The organism is uncultured Thomasclavelia sp. (genome assembly GCF_944324745.1).
In the GTDB taxonomy this organism is placed as follows: domain Bacteria; phylum Bacillota_I; class Bacilli_A; order Erysipelotrichales; family Coprobacillaceae; genus Thomasclavelia.
This window is the reverse complement of the sequence record NZ_CALUXO010000038.1, coordinates 25,543-49,399: the sequence shown is the minus strand read 5'-3', so window position 1 is coordinate 49,399 and position 23,857 is coordinate 25,543. Positions and strand designations below refer to the sequence as shown.

Genomic DNA, 23,857 nt, shown 5'->3' with positions numbered 1-23,857 from the left:
TATACCTTGAAAAATGTAGTTTCAAGACTACACTTTTTTAGCTTGAATAAATATTAAAAACCAGGAAAAATATATTTACATATAATTCCTGGCTAAAATTTTATCATCTTAACTTAATGACATTGGTATCTGACTCGTTCTTTCAAACCATTTAAATTTAATCATGAATACGATCAGGAATTACCCTATTCATCTTGCAATGATTTAGGCTTATATGTCCATATTCCTTTTTGTAAACAGCTATGCAGTTTTTGTCCTTATTGTAAGGTTAGATATGAAGAAAGTATCTACCAAAACTATATCAGCGCTTTAATCAAAGAAATTGAATTAGTCGGTAAACAAAGCCAATCAAAAAAATCGGTTACTAGTCTCTATTTTGGTGGTGGTACTCCAGCATTAGCCCTTGATGATTTTAGCCAAATCATTAATATGATCAACCAATATTTTATTATTAATGAAGGAATCGGAATTGAATTACATCCTGATAATGTTACAATTCCTGTTTTAAAACGATTAAAAGAATTAGGGGTTACTAAAATCAGTATTGGCATTCAATCATTTCAAGATAAATATCAAACAATTTTAGAGCGAAAAGAATTTGATGTTGAAAAAATTAAAACCAGTTTGCAAACAGTTCCGTTTGAAACTATTTCAATGGATTTTATCTTTGCTTTACCAAATCAAACTTTCAAAGATTTAAAAAACGATATTGATCTTGCTTTTTCAATTGGGGCTAATCATGTGGCAATCTATCCATTTATTGATTTTACTTTCACTAACAGTAAGATCAAAACGATGGATAAAAAAGCTAAAAGGGAGCTGCTTGATAATATTACCATATATTGTTTAAATAAAGGATATTCAAGAACTTCAATCTGGACTTTTTCTAATTCTAAACAGGCCCAATATTCTTCAATGACTAGAACTAATTATCTAGGATTTGGCTGTTCTAGTGTAACATTATTAAAAGATCAATTTAAAATTAATACTTTTTCACTGGAATCTTATTGTCAAAGAATCAATAATGACAAATTACCGACTGCTTTGACGCTACGTTTTAGCCAAAGACAAAGAATGCTTTATTATTTATTTTGGATGGCTTATAGTACTAAGATCAACAGTTATGAATTTGAGCGCTTCTTCCAAGTACCTTTAAATAGAGCATTCAAACTAGAACTATTTTTAGCCAAAAAATTAAATTATTTAAATGAAGATAATGGAATTTATAGTATGACTTTAAAAGGCGCATTTTACTATCATTATTATGAAAACTATTATACTTTATCTTATATTGATAAGATGTGGAATCTTTTAAGAAACGAAGCTTTCCCAAAAAAGATGACATTATAAAAAGGATGCCTTCTATAGCATCCTTTACTTTTTATTATCACCACCAAGACTGTCGATAATAGTAATAACCAATCCTTTGATTCGGTTTTCAGTTGTTCGATACGGTGCAATACGTAAAGTATAATAACGTCCATTCATGGCCGTAACTTCACGATCAACCGGTACTAACGTTCTTAAAACACTATTAGCATCTTCGACAATATCTTCTTGAGGAAAACTATGAGCGAAAATTTGAATTGAACGGCCAATATCTGGCTCCATCAATTGAAATTCGCGACCAATATATTCAGTGAACTTACGAATATTTAAATTTCCATCAACAAATAAAATACCAATCATTGTTGAAGATAAAAAGTTAGATAAGTCATTAGTCATGATTGTCATTTCATCTAATTTTTGCTGATACTCGGCATTAACAGTATATAATTCTTCATTAACTGATTGTAATTCCTCATTAGAACTCTGCAGTTCTTCATTGGCAGTCAATAATTCTTCGTTAGCAGCCTGTAATTCTTCATTGACCGTCTCTAATTCACCAATCGTTGATTTTAAATCATTTTGTGATTCATGAAGCTCTTGTTCCAAATCAGAAATACGTCGAGCCGCCGAAGCATCAATATCATATTTTTCTTTAATTCCATCAGTTTCAATATTACGTTTATCAACAAATATAACTACAATTAATTCATATTCATCTTTATGTTCCCAATCAATTGGCTCAATAATCAAATCAATCTGTTTAACCCCATCAACATTAGAAACCGGTATACCAGTATAAGTCACTGATCGATGTTCTTCACGACAACGATTCAATGCTGTAGAAGCGGCTAAACCAATATTTTTATCCAACATACTAAATAAATTAAAGGTTGCTTTACCAGGTGCAATCGTTAAATAATCAGAATAATTCCCAAAAAAATGAATGACATTATCTTGATTATCGATAACTACTGAAGCTGGCAAAAATCTTTCAAGATATTGGGTATAGATATTTTCTAGTGAATAATTTATATGTTGCTGCTGATTGATATGACTAGTTTTTCTAAGATGCGGTTGAATATTAGGAACATTATATGATGAAGGTGACCAGGTTTCTAATTTTGCGCCCCCTTTATGAATATAAATTTTTTCTTCACCATGATATGGACGGAAAACATTGGAACATTCATTAGCTGTTTCACTCTTACCCAAAAATAAATATCCGCCGTCTTTTAAAGCTGAATGGAAAATTGCAAACAACCCTCTTTGTAAGACCGGCTGAAAATAAATCATCACATTACGACAACTGATTAAATCCAATTTACCAAAAGGTGGATCAGAAAGCATATTGTGTGGAGCGAAAATAATCATGCGCCGAATACTTTTAGAAATATGATAAGAATCATTTTTCTTAGTAAAATACTTCGCTAACCGCTCAGAAGAAACATCATCTAAGATACTTTCTGAAAAAATACCCTTACCAGCTTTTTCAATAGCACTTACATCGACATCAGTAGCAAATATCTTAATATTTCGTTCTACCTGCAATTCTTCCATTACCTCTTGAAATAAGATGGCAATCGAATATGCTTCTTCACCTGTAGAACAACCTGCACTCCAGACTCTAATCGATTCATTTTCTTTAGTATTTTCTACTAAACGCCGAATTACTGCTTGTTTTAGTTTTTCAAAGGCTGAGGCATCACGGAAAAAATTAGTTACCCCAATCAATATTTCCTTAACTAATATTTTTGCTTCTTCAACATTAGTGTCTAATGAATGGGCATAATCATGAAAACTAGCACTGTGATTAACGACCATTCTTCTTTCAATTCGTCTCAAAACCGTAGTTCGTTTATAGTTAGTAAAATCAATTCCGCTAACTTTCTTTAATACATTACAAATATGTGAGAAGATTTCTTCATCTGAAAAAAATTCTTCTGATTCATGATTTTTAAAAATTGTTGGATAGCTGGAAAAATTTAAAATCTCTTCAGCTATTTCTTTCGGACTTAAGATCCAATCGACAATACCGGTACTAATAGCGCTTTTAGGCATTCCATCAAATTTAGCACATGATGGATCTTGAACAATTACCAGCCCACCATTTTCTTTAATTGATTTAATTCCCTTAGTTCCATCAGTTCCGGTTCCCGAAAGTACTACTGCTGCCGAACGTTCTTTTCTTACCTTAGCTAATGATGTAAAGAAAATATCAATCGGATGATTTAAAATTCCATGAACATACTCGGTCAAAATCAGCTTATTGCCCTGTAACGTCATATTATTTTTAGGTGGTATTAAATAAACAGTATTCGGTTCAATATTCATCTCATTTTCAGCTTGAATAACTTCCATGTCAGTATGTTTACTTAAAATATCTGCCATCAAACTTTTATAATCTGGTGATAGATGTTGGACTACGACAAAACTTAACCCACTATTTCCTGGCATGGCTTCAAAAAACTGCTGCAAAGCTTCCAAACCACCAGCCGATGCTCCAATTCCAATAATCATCGGATAATGTTTAGATGCAACTACCTTTTTTTGTTCATTTGACTCTTCACTATGTAAATTATTCATTTATCTTAATCTCCTCCTGTATTATCCAGCCACTTCTGTTCAAAATCGGTTGGACTAAGTGGCTTACTATAATAATATCCTTGGCAAATGGAACATCCCATCGCTAATAAAGCGCTTACTTGAGCCTTAGTTTCAACCCCTTCAGCTACACAAGTCATCTGTCCATTTTTGCAGATTTGAATAATATTTTTAACTAATAATCGATCAGCTTCATTACTAGCTAATTCATTTATTAAACTACGATCTAATTTAATCGTATCAAACTTGACGTTTGTAAAAATTGACATATTTGAATAATGGGAACCAAAATCATCCAAACCAAATTTCATTCCAAACTGTCTAAAATTATCCAGAATATGTCCTAAAGTTGCTTTTTCAATATCACATGCCGATTCTGTGATTTCCAGTTCAATTAGACCCGATAAAATATCAGGATACCGACTTTGAATTGCAAGGATCGATGCCGGTGCTGCTGAATCTAATAAAGTAACCCTAGAAATGTTAATCGATACATTAAGCGGATCATAACCTTTTAAATACCACTTTTCCAAATAAGCAAAAGTTTGATCTAAGACAAAGAAATCTAAATCTCTAATACTACCATTTTCTTCCATTACATCAATAAACTTGCCCGGTGGTATAATCTCGCCATTATCATCAATTCCACGAACCAGTGCTTCAGCACCAATGATCGTTTCCGTTGTCATATCAATTTTAGGCTGAAAATGAACTATGAACTTTCCCTTTTTTACCCCATTTGCAAAGTTGTCATGGCGCATGCCCCATAAAGAAAGATTTTCAGTAGCCGGAATAGATTTAATTTTTTCACAGCGCATGATTGCTTTTGCTTCTTTGACAAGTTTTTTAGCAAAAAATACCCCACTAGACCATGTATAACCAATGCGAATCTGTTTATAATAACAACGCTGTAAAATATCCCGAACCCAAGTACATTTATCAATAAATACTTCCAGTGTAGTATTAGGGCTTAATACCACAAATTCAGAATCCCAGGTCCTAAACAAATAGGAACGCCCAAATGTCTCAGATAATACTTCAGCAACATGTAAAATTAATTTGCTGCCATATTCAAATCCTTGTATACTATTAATAACTGATAAATCCGGGACATCTAAAGCAACAGCTCCTAGAGAGTTATACATATCAGAATTAATTGAATCAATAATATCAGTATATGAGCGTAGATTAGGAAGATTTGTTAGACTATCCCAAGATGATATTTCTGATTTATTAATGTTAGGTCGATTATGCGAAATATTGAAGATATATTTTATCATCATTGTCGGTAAAGCGATTCTTTCTTGATGAATTTTTGGATTTTCAATACAAAAGAATCCTAGATAAAAGTTTTTTTGAGTAACGATTGGTATTACTGTATAACACCAATCATCACTATTACCATTATTTAAATATAGACCACTTAATTCTTTTTTATTTTTAATAAATGCAGGCTTTTTATCTTGCAGGCAACGACATAAAAAAGGAAATTTTTCAATTCTCACTCCAGAAACAGCCCTTTGAATACTATATTTATTTTCATTCGTCCATTCATACATCATCGTTACAACATGATTATTTTCAGCTAATGCTAGAATATAAACACGATCAGCCTCGTAGTATTGTCCAATATTTTTTAAAATATTTTTGATTGAATTATGAGTTGAGTTAGACATAGCCATAAAAGCTAGACAATTTAAGGCAACATCTTTTTCTTTGCTAGTTAGTTCTTCTTCTAAAAGATTATCTTCACTAATAACTAATTCATCATCAACTCTATTGATACTATTCAAAAATTGTTCATGATTATCTTTATCTAAAAAAACAACGATATCAGACGCTGAGTTTTTCCATAAGCGGCAAATCTCTTCTAGTTGTAAAATAATACTTTCATAATCGCTTACTGGACCGGTCATACAATCCACCCCAGCAATAAATCGTAATAATCGCATAATTTTTGTTCCTGACATAGATGAACGAACGAAAGAAAAGGCATCTTCTAGGCGCTTTTTAACAGATGATGGTGATAATATATCTTTGAAAAATAAAATTAATGTTTCATCATCATAACGACCAATTAATGAATTAGCGCCAAAAGCCAGATTTAATACTGCTGCTATGTATGATTGTTTTTCTGCTGGAGTCCCATATACATCTTCTGTCATCTGCAAAAAGCCATTAATCCGTACTAAGGCAATAGCACATACACTATCACTTTCTAATAAGTTTTTAATTATCGCTAATACTGTAGTTCGTTGATAAAAACCAGTCAACGGATCTAAAACAATATCTACTCCATATTCCCAACGTTTCTTCTGTTCAATATCATTTAAATAATCAAAAAGATACACATCTTGACTAATAGGATCTTTAATTAAATTCACAGTATTCAAGACCCAATGAATCACTCCAGAAATATAAACCCGACGATATTTTAGCGATTTCCAGACAACCTCATGCTTTGCAGCTTGAAACAAAGACTCTAAACTAAGATTATCCATAAAGCTTTTACTGTCATCGCCCAAAAAAAGACGCTCTTTCTCAGCCTCTAAAATATCAGTATACTTTTGCATCTTGGCAAAATCAGTTTTTTCAGCTCCTTCTACCCATAATTCTTTGATTGAATCTTCAGTTAAATTTACTTTAATACAAAATACCAGTGTTGGATATACCGCATCAGGTAATGCTGGCGAGCTAATGATTTCTTGTTTACGCTGTGACGAGTCTGATAAATAATTTTTGACTCCAATTGCTTTTACCGGTGCTCCACTACTATCAAAAATCATCCGATAAGAAAGATTGGCCCAACCATAACTATCAGATGAACGATAACGTAATATAAAGCTGCCACTATCTTGAGTTTTACCATTTAAAAGTTCCGCACCAAATCGACGAAACTGAACAGCCGAATCAGGATGAACCCAGCCAGTAGAGATCAAGGATTCCGGAAAATCAGCTAAGGTATCTGATTGTGAATCAAAACCATTTTTATAATTAAAAAAAGTATATACTTTATTTTCAACATCTACTTCCCACATTGCTCTAGTAGTATTTTCAAAAGCAATCTTCAACATCTTTCCACTTTCAGATAAATACTGTTCTTGCTTTTTTGATTCAGTAATATCTCGAGATATCTCTAAAATGACTGGATATTCACTATCATGATAAGGAATTTTGATCATACGCAACCAGCGCCATTTCCAATCAATTCCATTATCTAATACCCGTAATTCATCTTCAACTGGTTCCATGGTTTCGATTGCTTGTTTAAGCATATTATCATAACGTGAACTATCATGAGGATGAATCTGAATTTCTAGTTTATTACCATCATTTAATTTTTGAGAAAATTTAGGACTTATATAAAGTTGTTTGATATTATTGCTTACTTCAAGTATTCGAATATCTTCATCGATATGATCCAGTAAAAAATTAATCGGTACCGGACTAAATTGCGGTGACATATATTTTTTTTGCTGGTTAATATCTTCTTTAGAAATATCTGATGTAAGATAAACTGGCTGCTTTTGTTGCTTAGCTATTTGCAAATTTGCATGAGTTTTTTGGTACAATTCTTCAAATGACAATGTTTTATTTGTGGTCATATAAATTCCAACCCGAATAGTTAAATTTAATTTAGCAACATTTTCTAATAATTTTATTCTTGTAATACTTTCGCCTTTATTTAAAACCGTTTTTTCACCCAATAAGGGATTAGTAATAAAAACAAGAAACTCATTCGTATCTGTTTGACCAATTACATCAATTGCCCGGAACATATTAGATAACTGGTTGGTAACCGTCATAATTATTTCCGTCTCTACTTGAGTCCCCATTGTATATTTAACCAAATCAATATTATCAATTCCTACCACGAATAACACATAAACACTATTTGAATGAACATGTTTAAAGTATTGATCAACATAAGAAGCTACCAATTGATAATTTAATAAACCTGTTGTTTGCTTTTTACCTAATCCAATAGTTTTTAACGACGTATCTGTGCGATTTTTCAGTTTTCTTTTTTGATTAGAAATATCGATCACCCTCTTACCAAAATCACAAAATTATAACAAAAAGCACCTTTTAATTACATTATATCCTTAACCTATTTAAAAGTGTACAATTAATTTTAAAAATTATGGAAAAAAATCGAAAAATACTGCTATTTGCTTTCAAAATTAAAAGATAAAATTATTCTTTAAATAAAAAAACATCAGTAAAAATAATCTACTGATGTTTAAATTAAACAAACTATTTTTCTAAACGAAACTTTCTTGATAATTGCTGATAAGCTTCATCTAACCATTGATGAACCATTAAAAAACAATGATGATCAAATTGATATTTTAAATAGATGTAGCAGGCGTAATCTAAAGATATTTTTAAAGCCTGACAGACTTTATCATAATATGGTGGCACACCTGCTTGATCCCAGGCTAGTTTATCTGCCAAAAATACTACTTTATCATAATCACTGGCTTGTTTTTTCAATGTTGTATGACATTCAATTGCTGATAAAATCTTTTCATCATCAATTTTAAAATATTCTTTGGCAATAATCCGTGAAATTCTTTGATGTAATAAAAAATGATATTTTTCTTCGGCTGGATCAATTTTTAACTGTCTATGTCTAGCAATTTGATACATTTGATCAGGAGTAATGATAGCACTAATATCGTGCAATAAACTAGCTAGATAACATTTTTTGGTATCTAGCTGATACTTTTTTGCCAGTTTACTAGCAACAATAGCTACTTTAACAACATGGTCATACGTCGCTTGACAGCGATGCTTTAAATATAATTCTTTAATTTCTTTCATTTTATAATAATATCATGTTTAAAAAACTGTTCTTGAAACATAACTGCCTGTTCAATTTCTGATTTTGTCTTGATCGTTCCCGCTCTAGCGACGACCCATTTATTTTCATCATCATCAAAGCGACGAACAATTGCAATAACTTCTCCAGTAAATTTGGTAAGGGGCTCATTAACTCCGATAATATAGGCGTCTTGCATCTCATTATCACCTGCAATAATATTATCAATATAACCATAATTAATTGGATAATATAAATCTGGATGTTTAGGATGAAAAGTCCCTAAAGGACGATCAACAATGACCGTAACCTGTTGACCTAATATTTTTAAATATCCTTGCTTAATAAAATCAACTATATCCTTAGAGTTATTAAATTGATCATAATCACCTAAATGCTTATTTGGATAATGATATAAAATCCCCTGCTGACTATTATTTAAAAGAAACTTTGACAGAGCATCTTCACCATATTCTTTAATAAACTGACAAAATGTTCGAACTCTTAATTTCTTTAAAATACTATCAAAACAGGGAAATTGGGGACATTCAAAACAATATTGATAGCCATTAGTATGGCAGCATTGATAATTTTTACATTCATCCTTTGCCAGGCAGCCACCTGCTTTACAGCCCGGACAGTCACTACCATCATGACAATAATCACAAGCCAAACCACAATAGCCAAAACCTTTTACACGATTTTCACTCAAAAATTTATTAGCCCCTTTGATAAACATTTCATATCTTCTTTTTGTAATTTGACGATTTTCATTTTTCCAGATTAAATAAATATATTCTGGATGTTTAGCGTAGATTTGACATAATTCCTTAGCAGTATAGCTAACAGCCGTCAACTGATATAATTCAATGATTTTTTGATCTAAATAACGATTATATTCATCTTTACTGATTCGATGATCAATTGTATCAACACATACAGTTCGATACTTAAGACATGGTCGACAAATATCATCACCACCAGTAGTTAATTTCAAAATTGTCGCTGGATTATGAATGATCATATTTGCCACTCGATAAAAATCATGTTGCATTTTTAAATCCGGAACAAACTCATTTATTCCCGAACCATAAAGCTTGATAATATCCATAAAATGATGCGGCTTGATTACAACTTCCATTTTCTTCCCTCCACATTTTTTTATTTATTATAATATAATTTGGTTTTTAATTTATGACAAAATTATTACATCTTTCTAACAAAAAACGGATAATTCGATAAATTATCCGTTAAGGCCATTATGGTAATGGTTTCCCACTAGCTAAATACAAATCATACCATTGTTGTCTTGTAAGCTCTACATCAATTGCCGCCACTGTCTCTTGAAGATGTTTTGGTGAAGTAGTACCAACAATCGGCTGCATAATAGCTGGATGTCGTAATAACCAAGCAATAGCAATAGCCGTCTTATTAACCTGATATTCTTGAGCCAGTTCATCTAATTTTTCATTTAACTTAGCATAATCAGGATTATCAATAAATGTTCCTTCAGCCCATGATGCTTGTAAAACACTCCATGGCTGAATCGTAATATCATGCAAACGACAATAATCTAGGACACCACCATCTTTATCTTGTGCCCAGGCTTCTTTCATATTCATATTCAATCCTGAATCAATCATCACTGAATGGACAATTGATAATTGTAATTGATTAATAATGATTGGATATTTACTATATTTTTGTAATAATTCTATTTGTAATGGTGTATGGTTAGAAACTCCAAAATATCTAACCTTCTTACTTTCATATAATTCATCAAACGCCGCAGCTACTTCTTGATAATTAGCCAAAGCATCGGGACGATGCAATAACAAAATATCAATATAATCACAATTTAATCTTTTAAGTGATTGTTCAACACTACTTATAATATGTTCCTTAGAAAAATCATATCGTTTCCCAGGTACAATACCACATTTGGTTTGAATGACCATCTTTTTACGATATTCCGGGTGTTGCTTTAATACCTCACCGAATAATTCTTCAGATTTACCGCCACCATAGATATCAGCATGATCAAAAAAATTAATTCCTAAATTTAAAGCTGTCTCTACTAATTTAGCTACTTCTTCGACTGATTTATCAGCGATTCGCATACATCCAAGAGCAATTCGCGACACCGTCAAATCAGTCTTTGGCAACTTAAAATACTTCATTTTAAATTCCTCCTATCCCAAATATCTATCTGTTCATTAGTTTTACCACCATTATCATTTCAATAAAAGCTACTTAATTTAGAAATTAGCAGCATTTAAAAATACTATTGTCATTAAGCCAAAAAAGATTCCAATATAAAAAGATGCCAGTGGCATCTTTTAACCCAGCTGTAAAGAGTGCTATTATAGGTAAGCGTTATGTGATTTAGAATTTTATCTTTTATTTTATGAATTATTTACTGCTCATATTAATAATTCTATTAAAATATGGATGCACTCTTCACGACAAAAAATATTATAAACTTGTACGTATATGTTGTCAAGTTAAAAGAGATGATTTATTAGTAAAATCATCTCTTATTATTTTATTAGTTAATTTCTAAGATATCACGATCAACTTGATTTACTTCTTTGATATCTTTTAAAGTAATATGTTGTCCACCAGTGAAGACAACTGGAGAAACCACTGATTTTCCATTTTCAACTACATAATCTAAATCAACTTTAGCAATAGTTTGACCAGCTTTTACTTGATCGCCAACTTCAACAAAACTTTCAAAACCTTTACCTTCTAATTGTACAGTATCCATACCGATATGAATCAAGATTTCAACTCCATCTCCAGCTCTTTTTAAACCATAAGCATGTTTAGTTGGGAATGTCATGATAACTTCACCATCAAATGGGGCAACAACTTTACCATCAGTTAATTCAACTGCAAAACCTTCACCCATCATTCCTTGAGAAAATACTTGATCTTCTACTTCACTTAAAGGCATGAATCTACCTTTCATTGGACTAACGAAAACATTTTCACCGTTAGTTTCAATAACCATTTCATTATTTTCAGCCACTTTTGCTTCTTCTTCTTTTTGAGCAGCTCCTAATTTCTTTTTACCAACAATTAAAGTTAAAACAAATGGAATTACGATTGCAACTACCATGGCCATGATAAATGGTGCCCAGTATTCTGGTTTAATTGAAATAATTCCTGGTAAACCGCCAACACCAATACTAAATGCTTCAACCCAAATCCAACTGAGATAACTGCAGCCACACATGAACCGATCATACCACAAACTAGTGGGAAACCATATTTTAAGTTAACCCCGAACAATGCTGGTTCTGTAACCCCTAAATAACATGAAATACATGCTGGTACGTTAACTTGTTGTGCTTTTTCATTATGTTTTTGTAAGATAGTCATAGCAAGAACACTTGAACCTTGCGCAATATTTGATAAAGCAATCATTGGCCATAAGATTGTTCCACCAAACATATTCGACAAAGTAGTATCAATAGCGTTAGTCATATGATGTAAACCAGTCATAACGATTGGCGCATAAACTAAACCAAAGATTGCAGCAAATAATACACCATAGTTAGATGTTAAGCCACCATAAACAACATCAGCAATGAAATTTCCAATTGCCCATCCAATTGGACCAACAACTACGTGAGCGATAATAACAGCTGGTACTAATGAGCAAAATGGAACAACGATCATATTAACGATTGCTGGAGTAATCTTAGTAAAGAATTTTTCTAAATATACTAAGACAAATCCGGCCATCATTGCGGCAATTACTTGACCTTGATAACCAATCATCTGTACTTGAGCAAAACCAAAATCCCATACTGGAATTTCAGATGCTGGAGTAGAGGCAACACTGAAACCATTTAATAATTGTGGCGATACTAATGTTAACCCTAAGATAATTCCTAAGATTTGAGTAGTACCCATTTTCTTAGTAATTGACCAAACAATACCTACTGGTAATAAGTGGAATACTGCTTCACCAATTAACCACAAGAAATTATAAGTTCCTTCCCAGAATTGAGAAATATCAGCTAAACTTTGAGTTCCATTATTGAAGAAATTAATTTCACCAATAACATTTCTAAACCCTAAAATCAACCCACCACAAATCAATGCTGGAATTAACGGTGCGAAGATTTCACCTAAATTAGACATAATTCTTTGAATTAAATTTTGTTGCCCTTTTGAAGCATCTTTAACGGCATCCTTGCTGACTCCTTCGATACCGCTTACAGCAACAAAATCATCATAGAATTCAGTAACTTCATTTCCGATAATAACCTGGAATTGTCCAGATTGTGTAAAAGTTCCTTTAGCAGATGGTAGCGCTTCAATTTTGTCGATATCCGCTTTTTTTGGATTAGCCAAAACAAAACGCATTCTAGTAACACAATGAGTAACGGCATTAATGTTTTCTTTTCCGCCAACATATTCTAACAAATCTTTGGCGTCTTTTTCAAATTTCCCCATTTTTTATCCTCCTGTTATATTTGTTTTATCTAACTAAACCAACCTAATCAATAATCACTCTCTTCGAATATAGATTAAAATGTGTAAAAGGAAATATATATGATAAGAGATATTAATATATGAACAATTGTAAGGTTATTATTGCTCGAAGAGAGTAATTATTTTGTCATTATTATTTATACATTCATTAATTCTTGAATATTTAATTCTTCAAAACTTTTAATTGTCATATCAGCTTGAGTTAATGGTTCGCTTCCTTCAACTCCTACTGCATACATTCCAGCTTCTTTAATACCAGCAATTCCTGCTTGAGCATCTTCGAATCCGATAGCTTCAAATGGCTCTAAATTAATTAATTGGGCTGCTTTAATAAAGATTTCTGGATCAGGTTTTCCCTTCTTTAATGACGCTGGATCAACAATAGCATCAAAGTAATCATAAACACCTAATTTTTTTAGGATGAATGGTGCATTTTTTGATGCTGAAGCTAAAGAGCAAGGAATATTAAGTTCTTTAGCTTGATCTAGAAAATTTTTCACCCCTGGTAATAAATCATCAGGTGTTAAAGCATCTAACAATTTGACATAATTAGCATTTTTATCAGCTGCCATTGCTTCTTTTTCAGCTGCTGAATAGTCGTTTTCTTTACCACCATGAACTAAGATACGATCTAAAGAGTCCATGCGACTAATTCCTTTTAATTGTTCGTTAAATTGTAAATCAATAGCAATACCAATTGAGTCAGCTAATGCTTTCCATGCCTGATAATGGAATTTTGCTGTATCAGTAATTACGCCATCTAAATCAAATACTAAACCCTTTTTCATGACCATTATTTCTCCTTTTTAATAATCCATACTTTTTGTTTCGTTAGCTAATAATTGACATTCTTGATTCATGAAATCTATTACTGTATCTTGACTGGCAGTAATCTTGCAGTTATTAGCTGTAATTTCAAATTGATAATTAATATTATTTACATCGATGTTAAACTTAATTGAATCCCATTTTTCTGGTAAGTTTGGACAAACGTGTAATCTTGATTCCCTAATATCGATCCCCGCAAATGTACTTAAGGTAATATAAATTGTTGCTGCCATTACACCAGCATGAATTCCCTCAGCAGTAGTTCCACCTTGAATATCTTGATAATCTGAATATAAAGCTTCTTGATATAACTTCCATGCCATATCTTGGTTACCAACCATTGCTGCTAATTGGCAATGAACAACTCTTGACAAAGTTGAACCATGTGAAGTTCTATCTAGGTAATACATTAAGTTTTTAGTCAAATAATCTTCTGGTAACTGATAATTTAAATCTGATAAAATCTGATCAACTTTTTCTTTAGCAAAATTGTAGAAGATCATTAATGTATCCGCTTGTTTAGCAACTTTGTAATCATCAGCAGATTTTCCTTCAGCTCTTAAAATACGATCCATTCGGTAAATGTTTCCGTATTTTTCCCGATAATAATCAAAGTCAACTTCTTTTAATTTAAAATATCCTTCATATTGCCCAATGATTCCATCTTGATCAATTTCTAAACCTAATTTAGATTTAATCTCATCCATTGTGGCTAATTCATCTTTAGTTAAAGCAACTTTAGCAACAATAGCAGATAATTTATCTTCATCAACAATTTCTTTAATTTGACTGACGAATTCAAATAACCAGACAACCATCATATTAGTGTAAGCATTATTTTTGAATCCACCTTCTTCGCTACCTGGATAAGTTTCATGGAATTCATCTGGTCCCATCACTTTATCAATATAATAACGGCCAGTCGTTTCATCATATGTAGCAGCACTTTGCCAGAAATGAGCAATTTCTAATAACAATTCCACTCCATATTTTTCCATGAAATCCTGATCATGAGTATTATTCCAATATAACCAGACATTATAAGCAACCGCTAATGATACGTGGCGTTGTAAACGGCTATAATCTTTATCCCATTTTCCACTCATAGGATTTAAATGGATTTCTTGTGATTGTTCTGTCCCCTCTAAACCAGATTGCCATGGGAACATTGCTCCTTGATATCCAGCTTCTTTAGCAGCAACTTTTGCAGCTGGTAAACGATCATAACGATACATTAATAACTGTCTTGCTGTTTGAGGAAAATGCATGATATAAAATGGCAAGATGAAAATTTCATCCCAGAAAATATGACCGCGATAGGCTTCCCCATGTAATCCTCTAGCTGTAATTGAAGCATCTAAATCTTTATTACCATTTGGTGATCCAGATACTAATAAGTGATACGTATGCAAGTGCAATAATTTTTGTGACATTAAATCACCACTTACTTCAATATCAGTTTTAATCCATAATTCTTGCCAGGCATTGGCAGATTCTTCTAAGATTGAAGCAAAACGTTTAGCCAAAATTTCACTATTTTTTACAGTGTCAGTCTGATCAATTTGTTTATTGGTCAAACATAATACATGAACATATTTTTCAATTGAAATTGTTTCATTTTCTTTAGCTGCAACTTCAATTGTTTGTCTTACTTTATTAGCTTGAACATCATTTACTACTTCATTATTAGCTACTACATCCCCCATTAATTCTGTTTGTTGGATAATTGTAAACTTAGATTGTTTTGTTCTTGCAACTAATACTGCTTTACTATCAAGTCCATTAGTTTCTAAGATGTCTAAATGATGTTGTTCCAGACTACGATAACGGGCTACGTTATAGTTATAAACATCACCATCAATTTCAGAAACTAAAGTGATATTGCCACTAAAATTTAAAGGAGTAACTTTATATTCAATAGCATATTCATGAGTATCTTTCATATTGGCAACTTTAGCCGTTTCAACTAATAATTGTTTTTTATTGTTGAATTCAACTACCATTTTTGATTCAAATAACCCATTTTTTAAATTTAAAGTTCTTGTAAGTGATAAGATATTTTGTGAAGTAATATCTAATAACTCACCATCAACAATTACACTTAAATATTGTCCGTTAGGAGCATTAATAAAATCTTCATTAGTAACTGTTGCATCACCAATTTGTGATTTTGCCTGATTGTATAACCCAGCAAAATAAGTAGCTGGATAATGATCATCAGAAATTCTCATTTCTGGAAGAGTTCCCCGTAATCCAAAATATCCATTACCAACTGTTAAAAGCGATTCCACAGAATATTCATCTTTACCAGGATGATATCCTACATATTTCAAATTCCAGATAACTTCTTCTTGAACAGTGCTTAATAATTTTTCAGCATCATCGTTATCATTTTTTAATGCAAATGGTTTATTTAGTGCTTCAATCATTAATTGCACTAAATCAAAAGTATTTTCGCCATCTTTAAAGACAGCATTTTTTAAGCCAATAATTAGCCCTCCATCAAATTCACTGATGTCTTTTAATTTTCCAATAAGTTCATCAGCTGATTTTTTATCAAAGGGACTAGTTATCGTCACTGTATCTTTCTTGATATCTTGATCAAAAATGTCGACTGCTTGATCGTTAAATACCAAATTTAAGATATTCATTTTATCGCCTCTCTTCCTTCCTTGCAACTTGTACGTATACGTATCTTTGACGGCTATTATATTACGCTTGTACGTATATGTTGTCAATATAAATTTTAAATTTTTGTATTTTTCTTTAAAAAAAAGCAAGTGATTAATTTTTACGCATTATCACTTGCTTTTTTAATTAATTGTTACAAATAAAAAAGAACTATATAAAATAGTTCTCTATCATGGCGTTCTTCTGGCAAAATCCACAAATCTAAATTTGTCAGGTCGATGCTTAGATTCCGTATATTGAAATAACGTCGCATCATCTAAATAAGTATATGATTTTACACAAACCAGTAAATCATATTCATGCATATCTAATAATGCTTTTTCCTCGTCACTTGCCGGTACAACAACAATCTCTTTTTTAGCAAAACTAACTTTTAACCCCAATGTACCTTCAATATACTCGTATAATGAGTTTTGAGCATGTTTTAATTCTAATCCTGGTATAACTTGAGCATTTAAATAATCAGTATCTAAAATAACTTTTTCCCCATTAAACTCACGGATTCGAACAACTTCATAAATATCGCCCTCGTCCATATACAATTCTTTTTTCATCTTTGGTGTTACAGGATACTTAACAAACTTATGAACATAAGTCACTACTTTTTCATTCATCGTTGCTTGTAATTCTTTAAAACTCATGACTCCAGAGACCGGAAAATTTATTTTATTTACATCTAATACTAGTGAACCTTTACCTTTTTCTTTTTGAATATAACCATTTCTAAGTAATAAATCCAATGCTTTTCTAATTGTATCTCGAGAAGCATTAAATTCTTTTTGTAATTCACTTTCACTAGGCAAATATGTATTGGCTTCAATCGTGCCGTTCAATATTTCGTCTCGAATATGCTGAAAAATTGACTGATATTTGCTCATAAATTATCCTCCCTCATGTCAACATTATAACTAAAACAAAAAAAATTATCAATAATTGATAATTTTTTGTCAGCTAAAAAAAGCAAATTTTTACTTTTTTTATACCAATAAATTTTATTTAGAATTAACAACTGCCCATAATTTACCAATTTTATTAACTAAACGAGATTTTTTTGATCGATAATGGGCAAATATTTGAGATTAGTTTTTAGATTTTTAATCAATCAATTACTCACCTTTTAAATATTGACTCACTTTATCTAAATCCTCACGAATTGCCAAATGTTGTGGACATAATGTTTCACATTTACCGCACTTACGACAATTAGCCGCCTGTTTCTTTTCGTCCATTGCCAGTAATTTCTTTTTAAACTGTTCGTGACTATCATAAACATAGGCATTATTCCAATATTTAAAATTACTTGGAATATCCACTCCAAATGGGCAAGGCATACAATAGCTGCATCCAGTACAACCATTTTGGGTTCTTGCCTTTAAAGCATCGCAAACGTCTTGAATTAAGTGCAATTCTTCTTCATTTAAATATTCAAAATTTTCAAAAGTCTTTAAATTATCAAGAACCTGATCGTAAGTAGACATCCCACTAAGAACAACTTTAACATTAGATAAGCTCGCCACATATCTTAAAGCCCATGATGAAATACTGCGACTAGGATCGTAGTCTAAAAATTTTTGAGCAATATCTTGTGGTAAGTTTGCCAAAGAACCACCTTTAATTGGTTCCATAACCACAATAGGAACTCCTCTTTTTTCGGCCAACTGATATCCTTTCATACCAGCCTGGATATCCATATCCATGTAATTTAGCTGCAATTGGCAAAAATCCCATGGATAATATTCAAGAATTTCTTGAAAAACATCAAATTCATCATGGAAACTAAAACCAAAATAACGGATTTTTCCTTCTTCTTTTAGTTTTTCAGCCATTAATAGTAAATCATAATCTAATACTTTCTGCCATTTTTCACTATCTAAAGCATGCAATAAATAAAAATCAATATAATCGACATCCAGCCGTTTCAACTGTTCTTCAAAGATATCCAAAGCATCTTGTTGACTGTTAACCTGCCAGACTGGTAGTTTAGTTGCCAGATAAAAACTATCTCGAGGATATTCTTTTAATACTTTTCCTACAAATGGTTCACTATCCCCATTATGATAAGGATAAGCAGTATCAATATATGTAACCCCGGCACTTATAGCTTTATCAATCATTTTTTTAGCCTCAGCCTCATCTATTTTACCATTTGCATCCAATGGAAAACGCATACACCCAAACCCTAATAATGAAGGTTCAATTCCTAATTTTTCAAATCTTTTTGTTTTCATAATCTTCCTCCTACAACGTATCTTTATTATATAATAAGTTAAATTGTGATTGCAATTTAATTAATATTAAGAAATATTTATTATTTTTTATGATAGAATAAAAAAAAAGGAGTTTGTATGAATAGAAATTGTTTGATTTTTGACTATATTTTAATAGGATTAGGTACAATTTCTTTAATTTATTTTATTATTGTAACTATGTCCTCGCGCTTTATTAGTGCTTATTTTATTTATCCAATTTTTACAATTATTTTGTGGTTTTATAGCTATTATGAGCTTAGATATCATATCAGTATTTTATCTAGCTTACCTAAAGGATTAAATTATGGTCTCAAAACTTTAATAACAATCATAGCTGTTCTATTTATTGTTTTAGAGGGGCTAATCATCCATCAAAGCAAAAATCAATATCATCAGCCAAGTGATTTTGTCATTGTTTTAGGAGCACGGCTAAATGGTTCAACGCCATCTGCATTGCTGCGTTATCGATTAGAAGCCACAGTTGATTATCATGAGCAATATCCAGATAGCTATATTATCGTTAGCGGGGGTCAAGGCGATGGTGAAGATATTAGTGAAGCTAAAGCCATGAAAGACTATTTAGTAAATCATGGGATTGATGAAAATTTAATCATTGAAGAAGATCAAAGTACCAATACTAACGAAAATATTCTCTATAGTAAAAAAATAATTGATTCAATGACTAGTGATGATTATGATGTCGTTATTATCACTAATGGATTCCATTGCTACCGCAGTTTAATATTAGCTCATAAACATAATCTATCAGCCCATACATATGGTGCCAGAGAAAGATTAGATACAGCACCACATTACTATATTAGAGAATTTTTTGGCTGTTTAAAAGATATTTTAATATCTTAAATTTCCATATTTTTCCCACATTTATCTAAAAAATATTTGCTATACTAAATTTATGGAGGAATGAATAAATGTTCAGTAATTTATATATTACAATTAGAGCCAATGATGTACTAGATGATAGTATTATCGACCCAATTTCATTTATTTTGATTGACTGGGGAGTCGATGATCGATTAATTGATTGGGATATTTATCCAAATAGAGCTAAAATAGAAATAGTTACCAAAGATGATAATTATTGTCATTATGATATCACTTATCAAGGATTACAAAATATTATGGAATTATGCTATGAATATGAATTTGTAATGACATTAATTGATAATGATGATAATAATGAAACTTATACGACTTATTTTAGTCACCATAACACTACTAACTTTGAAACCGAAGTATCGGAATTAATTATCTAATCTATAACTGAATTAAAAAGCTGACAAACTTAGTTTAGTTTCTCAGCTTTTTAATTTGTTGACTTCTTAAATATTTACTATTCAATAAAAATAAAAAAACATATCTAATAATTAGATATGTTCATTCGCTTACCACTTTACTACCACTTTTGATAAAGTTTAATAATTCTATAGTGTGTATTTCTTAAAAAATGGGGCGGACGATGAGAATCGAACTCACGAATGCCGGAGCCACAATCCGGTGCGTTAACCACTTCGCCACGTCCGCCAGGTTTCTTAGCTAAGAGTTATTTAACTCTCAACGCAAGAATGATTATATATAATATTTTATCAAATGTAAAGAGAAAAATGAAAAAAAATTAAATTTTTTTCATTCCCGTCTTTTTTTCTATAAATCACCATCATTTTAAAAGAATTTGCTTTATTTCTTTGATTATGTTAAAATAAAAGTGCAAAAGTAGCAATATAATTTTCATAGTATCACAAGTATTAGAAGATTGTATTACCTTTATGTACCACCACAATCCGATATTTGTGATTACGAGTTACATAGAGTATTTCCTTTTTGCACATATTTCAAGGAGGTACCAATATGAGTACAGGAAAAGTTAAATGGTTTAATCAAGAAAAAGGTTACGGTTTTATTACTAACGATGAAGACGGAAAAGACGTTTTCGTTCATTATTCAGCTATTAATGCTGAAGGATTCAAAACATTAGAAGAAGGTCAAGTTGTTGAATTTGATATTAACCAATCTGATCGTGGACCTCAAGCTCAAAACGTTACAGTTGTAGGGTAAAAGAAACCGAATAATCGGTTTCTTTTTTTATTTTTAGAAAGGAAATTTTGAAATGAAAAAACAGCGCGAAGAATATCTAAAAAAAGTTACTATCGGTGAAGTTGAAAATATCAACAACAATATTACTTTAGAATCTTATAATCCTAATTGGCCTAAACTGTTTAAAAAATTAAAGCAAACAATATTAAAAGTATTACCTGACGCAACAGTCGAACATGTTGGTTCAACATCAATACCTGGTTTAACCGCTAAACCAATTATAGATATAATATTATTAGTTAAAGATTCTGATGATGAAGCCAGTTATCTGCCCCAATTAGAATCAATTGATTATTATTTAAGAATTAGAGAACCTGATTGGTACCAGCATCGCTTATTTAAACATCACCAATATGCAGTTAATTTACATGTTTTTTCTTTTGGATGTCTAGAAGCTAAGCGGATGCTTGATTTTCGCGATATACTAAGAAATGATCCAAATGCCTTTAAACTCTACGCTGATACTAAAAAGAAACTTGCTAGTCAAAAATGGAAATATGTTCAAGAATATGCTGATGCTAAAACTGAAGTTATAAAAATGATTTTAAATTTAAAACAACACCCTTAATCAACCAAAAACAACTAAGTTAAAAATATTAATCTAAAGAGTTTTAAAATAGATTATTAGATTAGAAAATTTATTTTAAAATATTTGTCACTTTCTTAACCTTATAAACATTTTAATATACACCAAGTCAAACACGTTATTAATTGATTTTGTATTTACAAGGCTGTGATTAAAAATAATCGATCCAAAAGATTATCCAACTTGATGGTGTTGAAGAATTTGAAGAGTATATAAGATTATGGAAAGAAGCAACTCCATGGATGGAGAGCGCATTAAGGATTTATTAAAAGCCGAAGAACAAGCTGGTGTAAGTATGTCCATGTGGACAAATCCATACATGCTGTAAACTAAAAGTATTTTTAACAAAAAATGTTGTGAAAACACAAGATAAACAAAAAGCCCTCAACTAGAATTGGCTCTAGAATGAGGGTTTTAAAAGACTTCTTTAACTAAACTAATGTACCTTGTTTGCCCCAATTAGGATATTCATCAAACGAAACATAAATATTATCTATTTCAATATTAGTAGTTTCTTTGATCATTACTACTAACTTTTCAGCAAACTCTTTTTTAGCTTCAAGAGTTGCCTGATTATACAATTTTACTGCTATCATCATGCAAGGAATATCTTCACCACGGAAATACATAATTTGATTGTCTTCTAAGTGTAACATCAAATTTTCTTCTTTTTTACCAGGTAAGATGCTAATCAATTCACCAGTACGTCTTGCAATTTCATTTTCTTGGCGCAGTGTCAGCTTATGATTAGTTGTAAATGAAACAAAAGGCATTCTCATCCCTCCTTACTTTTTTATTCTATGATAATATTTTACCATTATTTTACATTAATGTTAATACTCTAAACACTTATCAAGTAGATAATATTTTTCTAATAAAAAATCATCAAAAATGATGATTTTTTTATACTCGATATACTACTTGCATTCGTTGAATGCGATTTTTTATTTTATCTTTCAATTCAATTGGTTTTAACACTTCGATATTACTTGATAACCGGATTAACCATTCTATTAAGTTTTCATCATTTGCTACATCCTTGATTGATATTTCAACAAATTGATGAAAAGATTCAACTTTAACAATATTATCTTTAAAACGACTTTTAAGTTTATCTAAAATATAACTATTACTAGAATAAATTCTTAATTCTAAATTAATATTATTTTTAGTTGCAATTTGCAGTGGATCATTACTTTTCCAAATTTCATTTCTAAACGATTCCATCTTGTTTTGAATATTTTTAGGACAATAACATATTTTCAAATCACTAATACGATCTATTCGATAATACTTCAGCTCAATGTCTTCATCCTTAGTAAACTGATATCCAACTACATAAATCATATCGTCAATTATATCAATGTTGGTTGGATATAACAAAATTGATTGAGAATTGACGGTATCAATTATCTCGTTGTTGACTACATTATATTCCAAACACTTAAAATCTAGGCATGAATATTCATTGATAGCCTCAATGATCATCTGTAAGCTGAAAAAAATAGAACTCTCATCACTTTTACCATCAATATCATCTAGTAAATGATAATGATTAATTCGATGAATCGAGCTATCAGCTAAGACCTTTTCAATTAATTTAGGATCATTTTGGCCTTCAAGATGAATTATTCTTTTTAATAGTCGCGCTAACAAAATTAAATGGACATCACTATAAAACGGCGTTTTTACAAACGACCCCTTTTTTTGTTTAGTAACATAATCAATCTTACCACCACGGCTGCATTTATAAGGCTGAACTAAAATATCATGACATTCGTTAATTAAACTATCAAATGTTTTAATCGATTCAATATCAGACTTAATAGTATTTCCGGAAACAGAAGCGCTGATATAACTAATTCTGGAAATAAGTTCTTCGCGTGATAACGCATGTTCTTGATCCGTTAAACGTTTCAATAAATATTGTATTAATAGAATTCTTGTTCCATTGCTTATATCTCCCATTTTCTTCCCTCCAGCCTTTATTTTACTTGATTACGCAAAATATGTAAAATTTCAAATAGAAAATAAGATTAATTATTTGTGGTTTTAATAATTTTATTTAAATTATTTTTTTATTTTTTGGCTTATCAAGCGAAAATACAACCATTTCAAAGTTAA

At 31.0% G+C, this 23,857-nt stretch carries 18 protein-coding genes and 1 tRNA gene; 5 read left to right on the top strand and 14 right to left on the bottom strand.

The annotated features are described in order from the left end of the window. Positions 1 to 129: 129 nt before the first annotated feature. Positions 130 to 1,350, top strand: coding sequence for a radical SAM protein (locus Q0K54_RS04295; RefSeq protein ID WP_308698940.1), 1,221 nt, complete (start codon positions 130 to 132; stop codon positions 1,348 to 1,350). Between the two features lie 24 nt (positions 1,351 to 1,374). Here Q0K54_RS04295 and Q0K54_RS04290 read toward each other — a convergent pair whose 3' ends face one another. The 11 genes from Q0K54_RS04290 to Q0K54_RS04240 all read right to left on the bottom strand — a co-directional run bounded on the left by Q0K54_RS04290 (position 1,375) and on the right by Q0K54_RS04240 (position 19,011). After that, complete coding sequence (locus Q0K54_RS04290; protein WP_294578627.1) at positions 1,375 to 3,912, bottom strand: CheR family methyltransferase; 2,538 nt, start codon at positions 3,910 to 3,912, stop codon at positions 1,375 to 1,377. 5 nt (positions 3,913 to 3,917) lie between these two features. After that, a complete protein-coding gene (locus Q0K54_RS04285; RefSeq protein WP_294578626.1) occupies positions 3,918 to 7,979 on the bottom strand; it encodes an EAL domain-containing protein in 4,062 nt (1,353 codons plus the stop codon). Between the two features lie 208 nt (positions 7,980 to 8,187). After that, positions 8,188 to 8,757, bottom strand: a complete 570-nt coding sequence (gene yqeK, locus Q0K54_RS04280; RefSeq protein WP_294578625.1) for a bis(5'-nucleosyl)-tetraphosphatase (symmetrical) YqeK — start codon at positions 8,755 to 8,757, stop codon at positions 8,188 to 8,190. Continuing rightward, entirely contained in the window at positions 8,754 to 9,896 is a 1,143-nt protein-coding gene (locus tag Q0K54_RS04275; RefSeq protein WP_294578624.1) for a DUF3795 domain-containing protein, read from the bottom strand. Before Q0K54_RS04275 ends, yqeK begins: the two co-directional genes overlap by 4 nt. Before the next feature lie 118 nt (positions 9,897 to 10,014). After that, complete coding sequence (locus tag Q0K54_RS04270) at positions 10,015 to 10,935, bottom strand: aldo/keto reductase family oxidoreductase (protein ID WP_294578623.1); 921 nt, start codon at positions 10,933 to 10,935, stop codon at positions 10,015 to 10,017. 368 nt (positions 10,936 to 11,303) lie between these two features. Beyond that, positions 11,304 to 11,885, bottom strand: coding sequence for a PTS glucose transporter subunit IIA (locus tag Q0K54_RS04265; RefSeq protein ID WP_294578622.1), 582 nt, complete (start codon positions 11,883 to 11,885; stop codon positions 11,304 to 11,306). Continuing rightward, positions 11,873 to 13,225: a PTS trehalose transporter subunit IIBC gene (gene treB, locus Q0K54_RS04260; protein WP_294578621.1), complete on the bottom strand. Its 1,353-nt coding sequence runs from the start codon at positions 13,223 to 13,225 to the stop codon at positions 11,873 to 11,875. Before treB ends, Q0K54_RS04265 begins: the two co-directional genes overlap by 13 nt. A gap of 176 nt (positions 13,226 to 13,401) precedes the next feature. Beyond that, positions 13,402 to 14,052 carry a beta-phosphoglucomutase gene (pgmB, locus tag Q0K54_RS04255; protein WP_294578620.1) on the bottom strand — a complete coding sequence of 217 codons (651 nt, stop codon included), beginning with the start codon at positions 14,050 to 14,052 and terminating at the stop codon, positions 13,402 to 13,404. Positions 14,053 to 14,070: 18 nt separating this feature from the next. Further along, positions 14,071 to 16,743: a glycoside hydrolase family 65 protein gene (locus Q0K54_RS04250; RefSeq protein ID WP_294578619.1), complete on the bottom strand. Its 2,673-nt coding sequence runs from the start codon at positions 16,741 to 16,743 to the stop codon at positions 14,071 to 14,073. Positions 16,744 to 16,953: 210 nt separating this feature from the next. Then, positions 16,954 to 17,661, bottom strand: a complete 708-nt coding sequence (gene treR, locus Q0K54_RS04245) for a trehalose operon repressor (RefSeq protein WP_294578618.1) — start codon at positions 17,659 to 17,661, stop codon at positions 16,954 to 16,956. 228 nt (positions 17,662 to 17,889) lie between these two features. Beyond that, positions 17,890 to 19,011: an aldo/keto reductase gene (locus Q0K54_RS04240; RefSeq protein WP_294578617.1), complete on the bottom strand. Its 1,122-nt coding sequence runs from the start codon at positions 19,009 to 19,011 to the stop codon at positions 17,890 to 17,892. Between the two features lie 117 nt (positions 19,012 to 19,128). Here Q0K54_RS04240 and Q0K54_RS04235 point away from each other — a divergent pair, with 117 nt between their 5' ends. Together Q0K54_RS04235 and Q0K54_RS04230 are read left to right on the top strand one after the other, a co-directional pair. Continuing rightward, positions 19,129 to 19,896, top strand: coding sequence for a YdcF family protein (locus Q0K54_RS04235; RefSeq protein ID WP_294578616.1), 768 nt, complete (start codon positions 19,129 to 19,131; stop codon positions 19,894 to 19,896). Between the two features lie 68 nt (positions 19,897 to 19,964). After that, complete coding sequence (locus Q0K54_RS04230; RefSeq protein WP_294578615.1) at positions 19,965 to 20,309, top strand: hypothetical protein; 345 nt, start codon at positions 19,965 to 19,967, stop codon at positions 20,307 to 20,309. A gap of 192 nt (positions 20,310 to 20,501) precedes the next feature. Here Q0K54_RS04230 and Q0K54_RS04225 read toward each other — a convergent pair. Then, positions 20,502 to 20,577: transfer RNA gene (locus tag Q0K54_RS04225), tRNA-His, on the bottom strand. Positions 20,578 to 20,901: 324 nt separating this feature from the next. Here Q0K54_RS04225 and Q0K54_RS04220 point away from each other — a divergent pair. Then, positions 20,902 to 21,108 carry a cold-shock protein gene (locus tag Q0K54_RS04220; protein WP_294578614.1) on the top strand — a complete coding sequence of 69 codons (207 nt, stop codon included), beginning with the start codon at positions 20,902 to 20,904 and terminating at the stop codon, positions 21,106 to 21,108. A gap of 52 nt (positions 21,109 to 21,160) precedes the next feature. Continuing rightward, complete coding sequence (locus Q0K54_RS04215) at positions 21,161 to 21,715, top strand: GrpB family protein (RefSeq protein ID WP_294578613.1); 555 nt, start codon at positions 21,161 to 21,163, stop codon at positions 21,713 to 21,715. A gap of 449 nt (positions 21,716 to 22,164) precedes the next feature. Here Q0K54_RS04215 and Q0K54_RS04210 read toward each other — a convergent pair whose 3' ends face one another. Continuing rightward, positions 22,165 to 22,506, bottom strand: coding sequence for a phenylpyruvate tautomerase MIF-related protein (locus Q0K54_RS04210; RefSeq protein ID WP_294578612.1), 342 nt, complete (start codon positions 22,504 to 22,506; stop codon positions 22,165 to 22,167). Positions 22,507 to 22,636: 130 nt separating this feature from the next. After that, positions 22,637 to 23,701: a WYL domain-containing protein gene (locus Q0K54_RS04205; RefSeq protein ID WP_294578611.1), complete on the bottom strand. Its 1,065-nt coding sequence runs from the start codon at positions 23,699 to 23,701 to the stop codon at positions 22,637 to 22,639. Between the last annotated feature and the right edge of the window lie 156 nt (positions 23,702 to 23,857).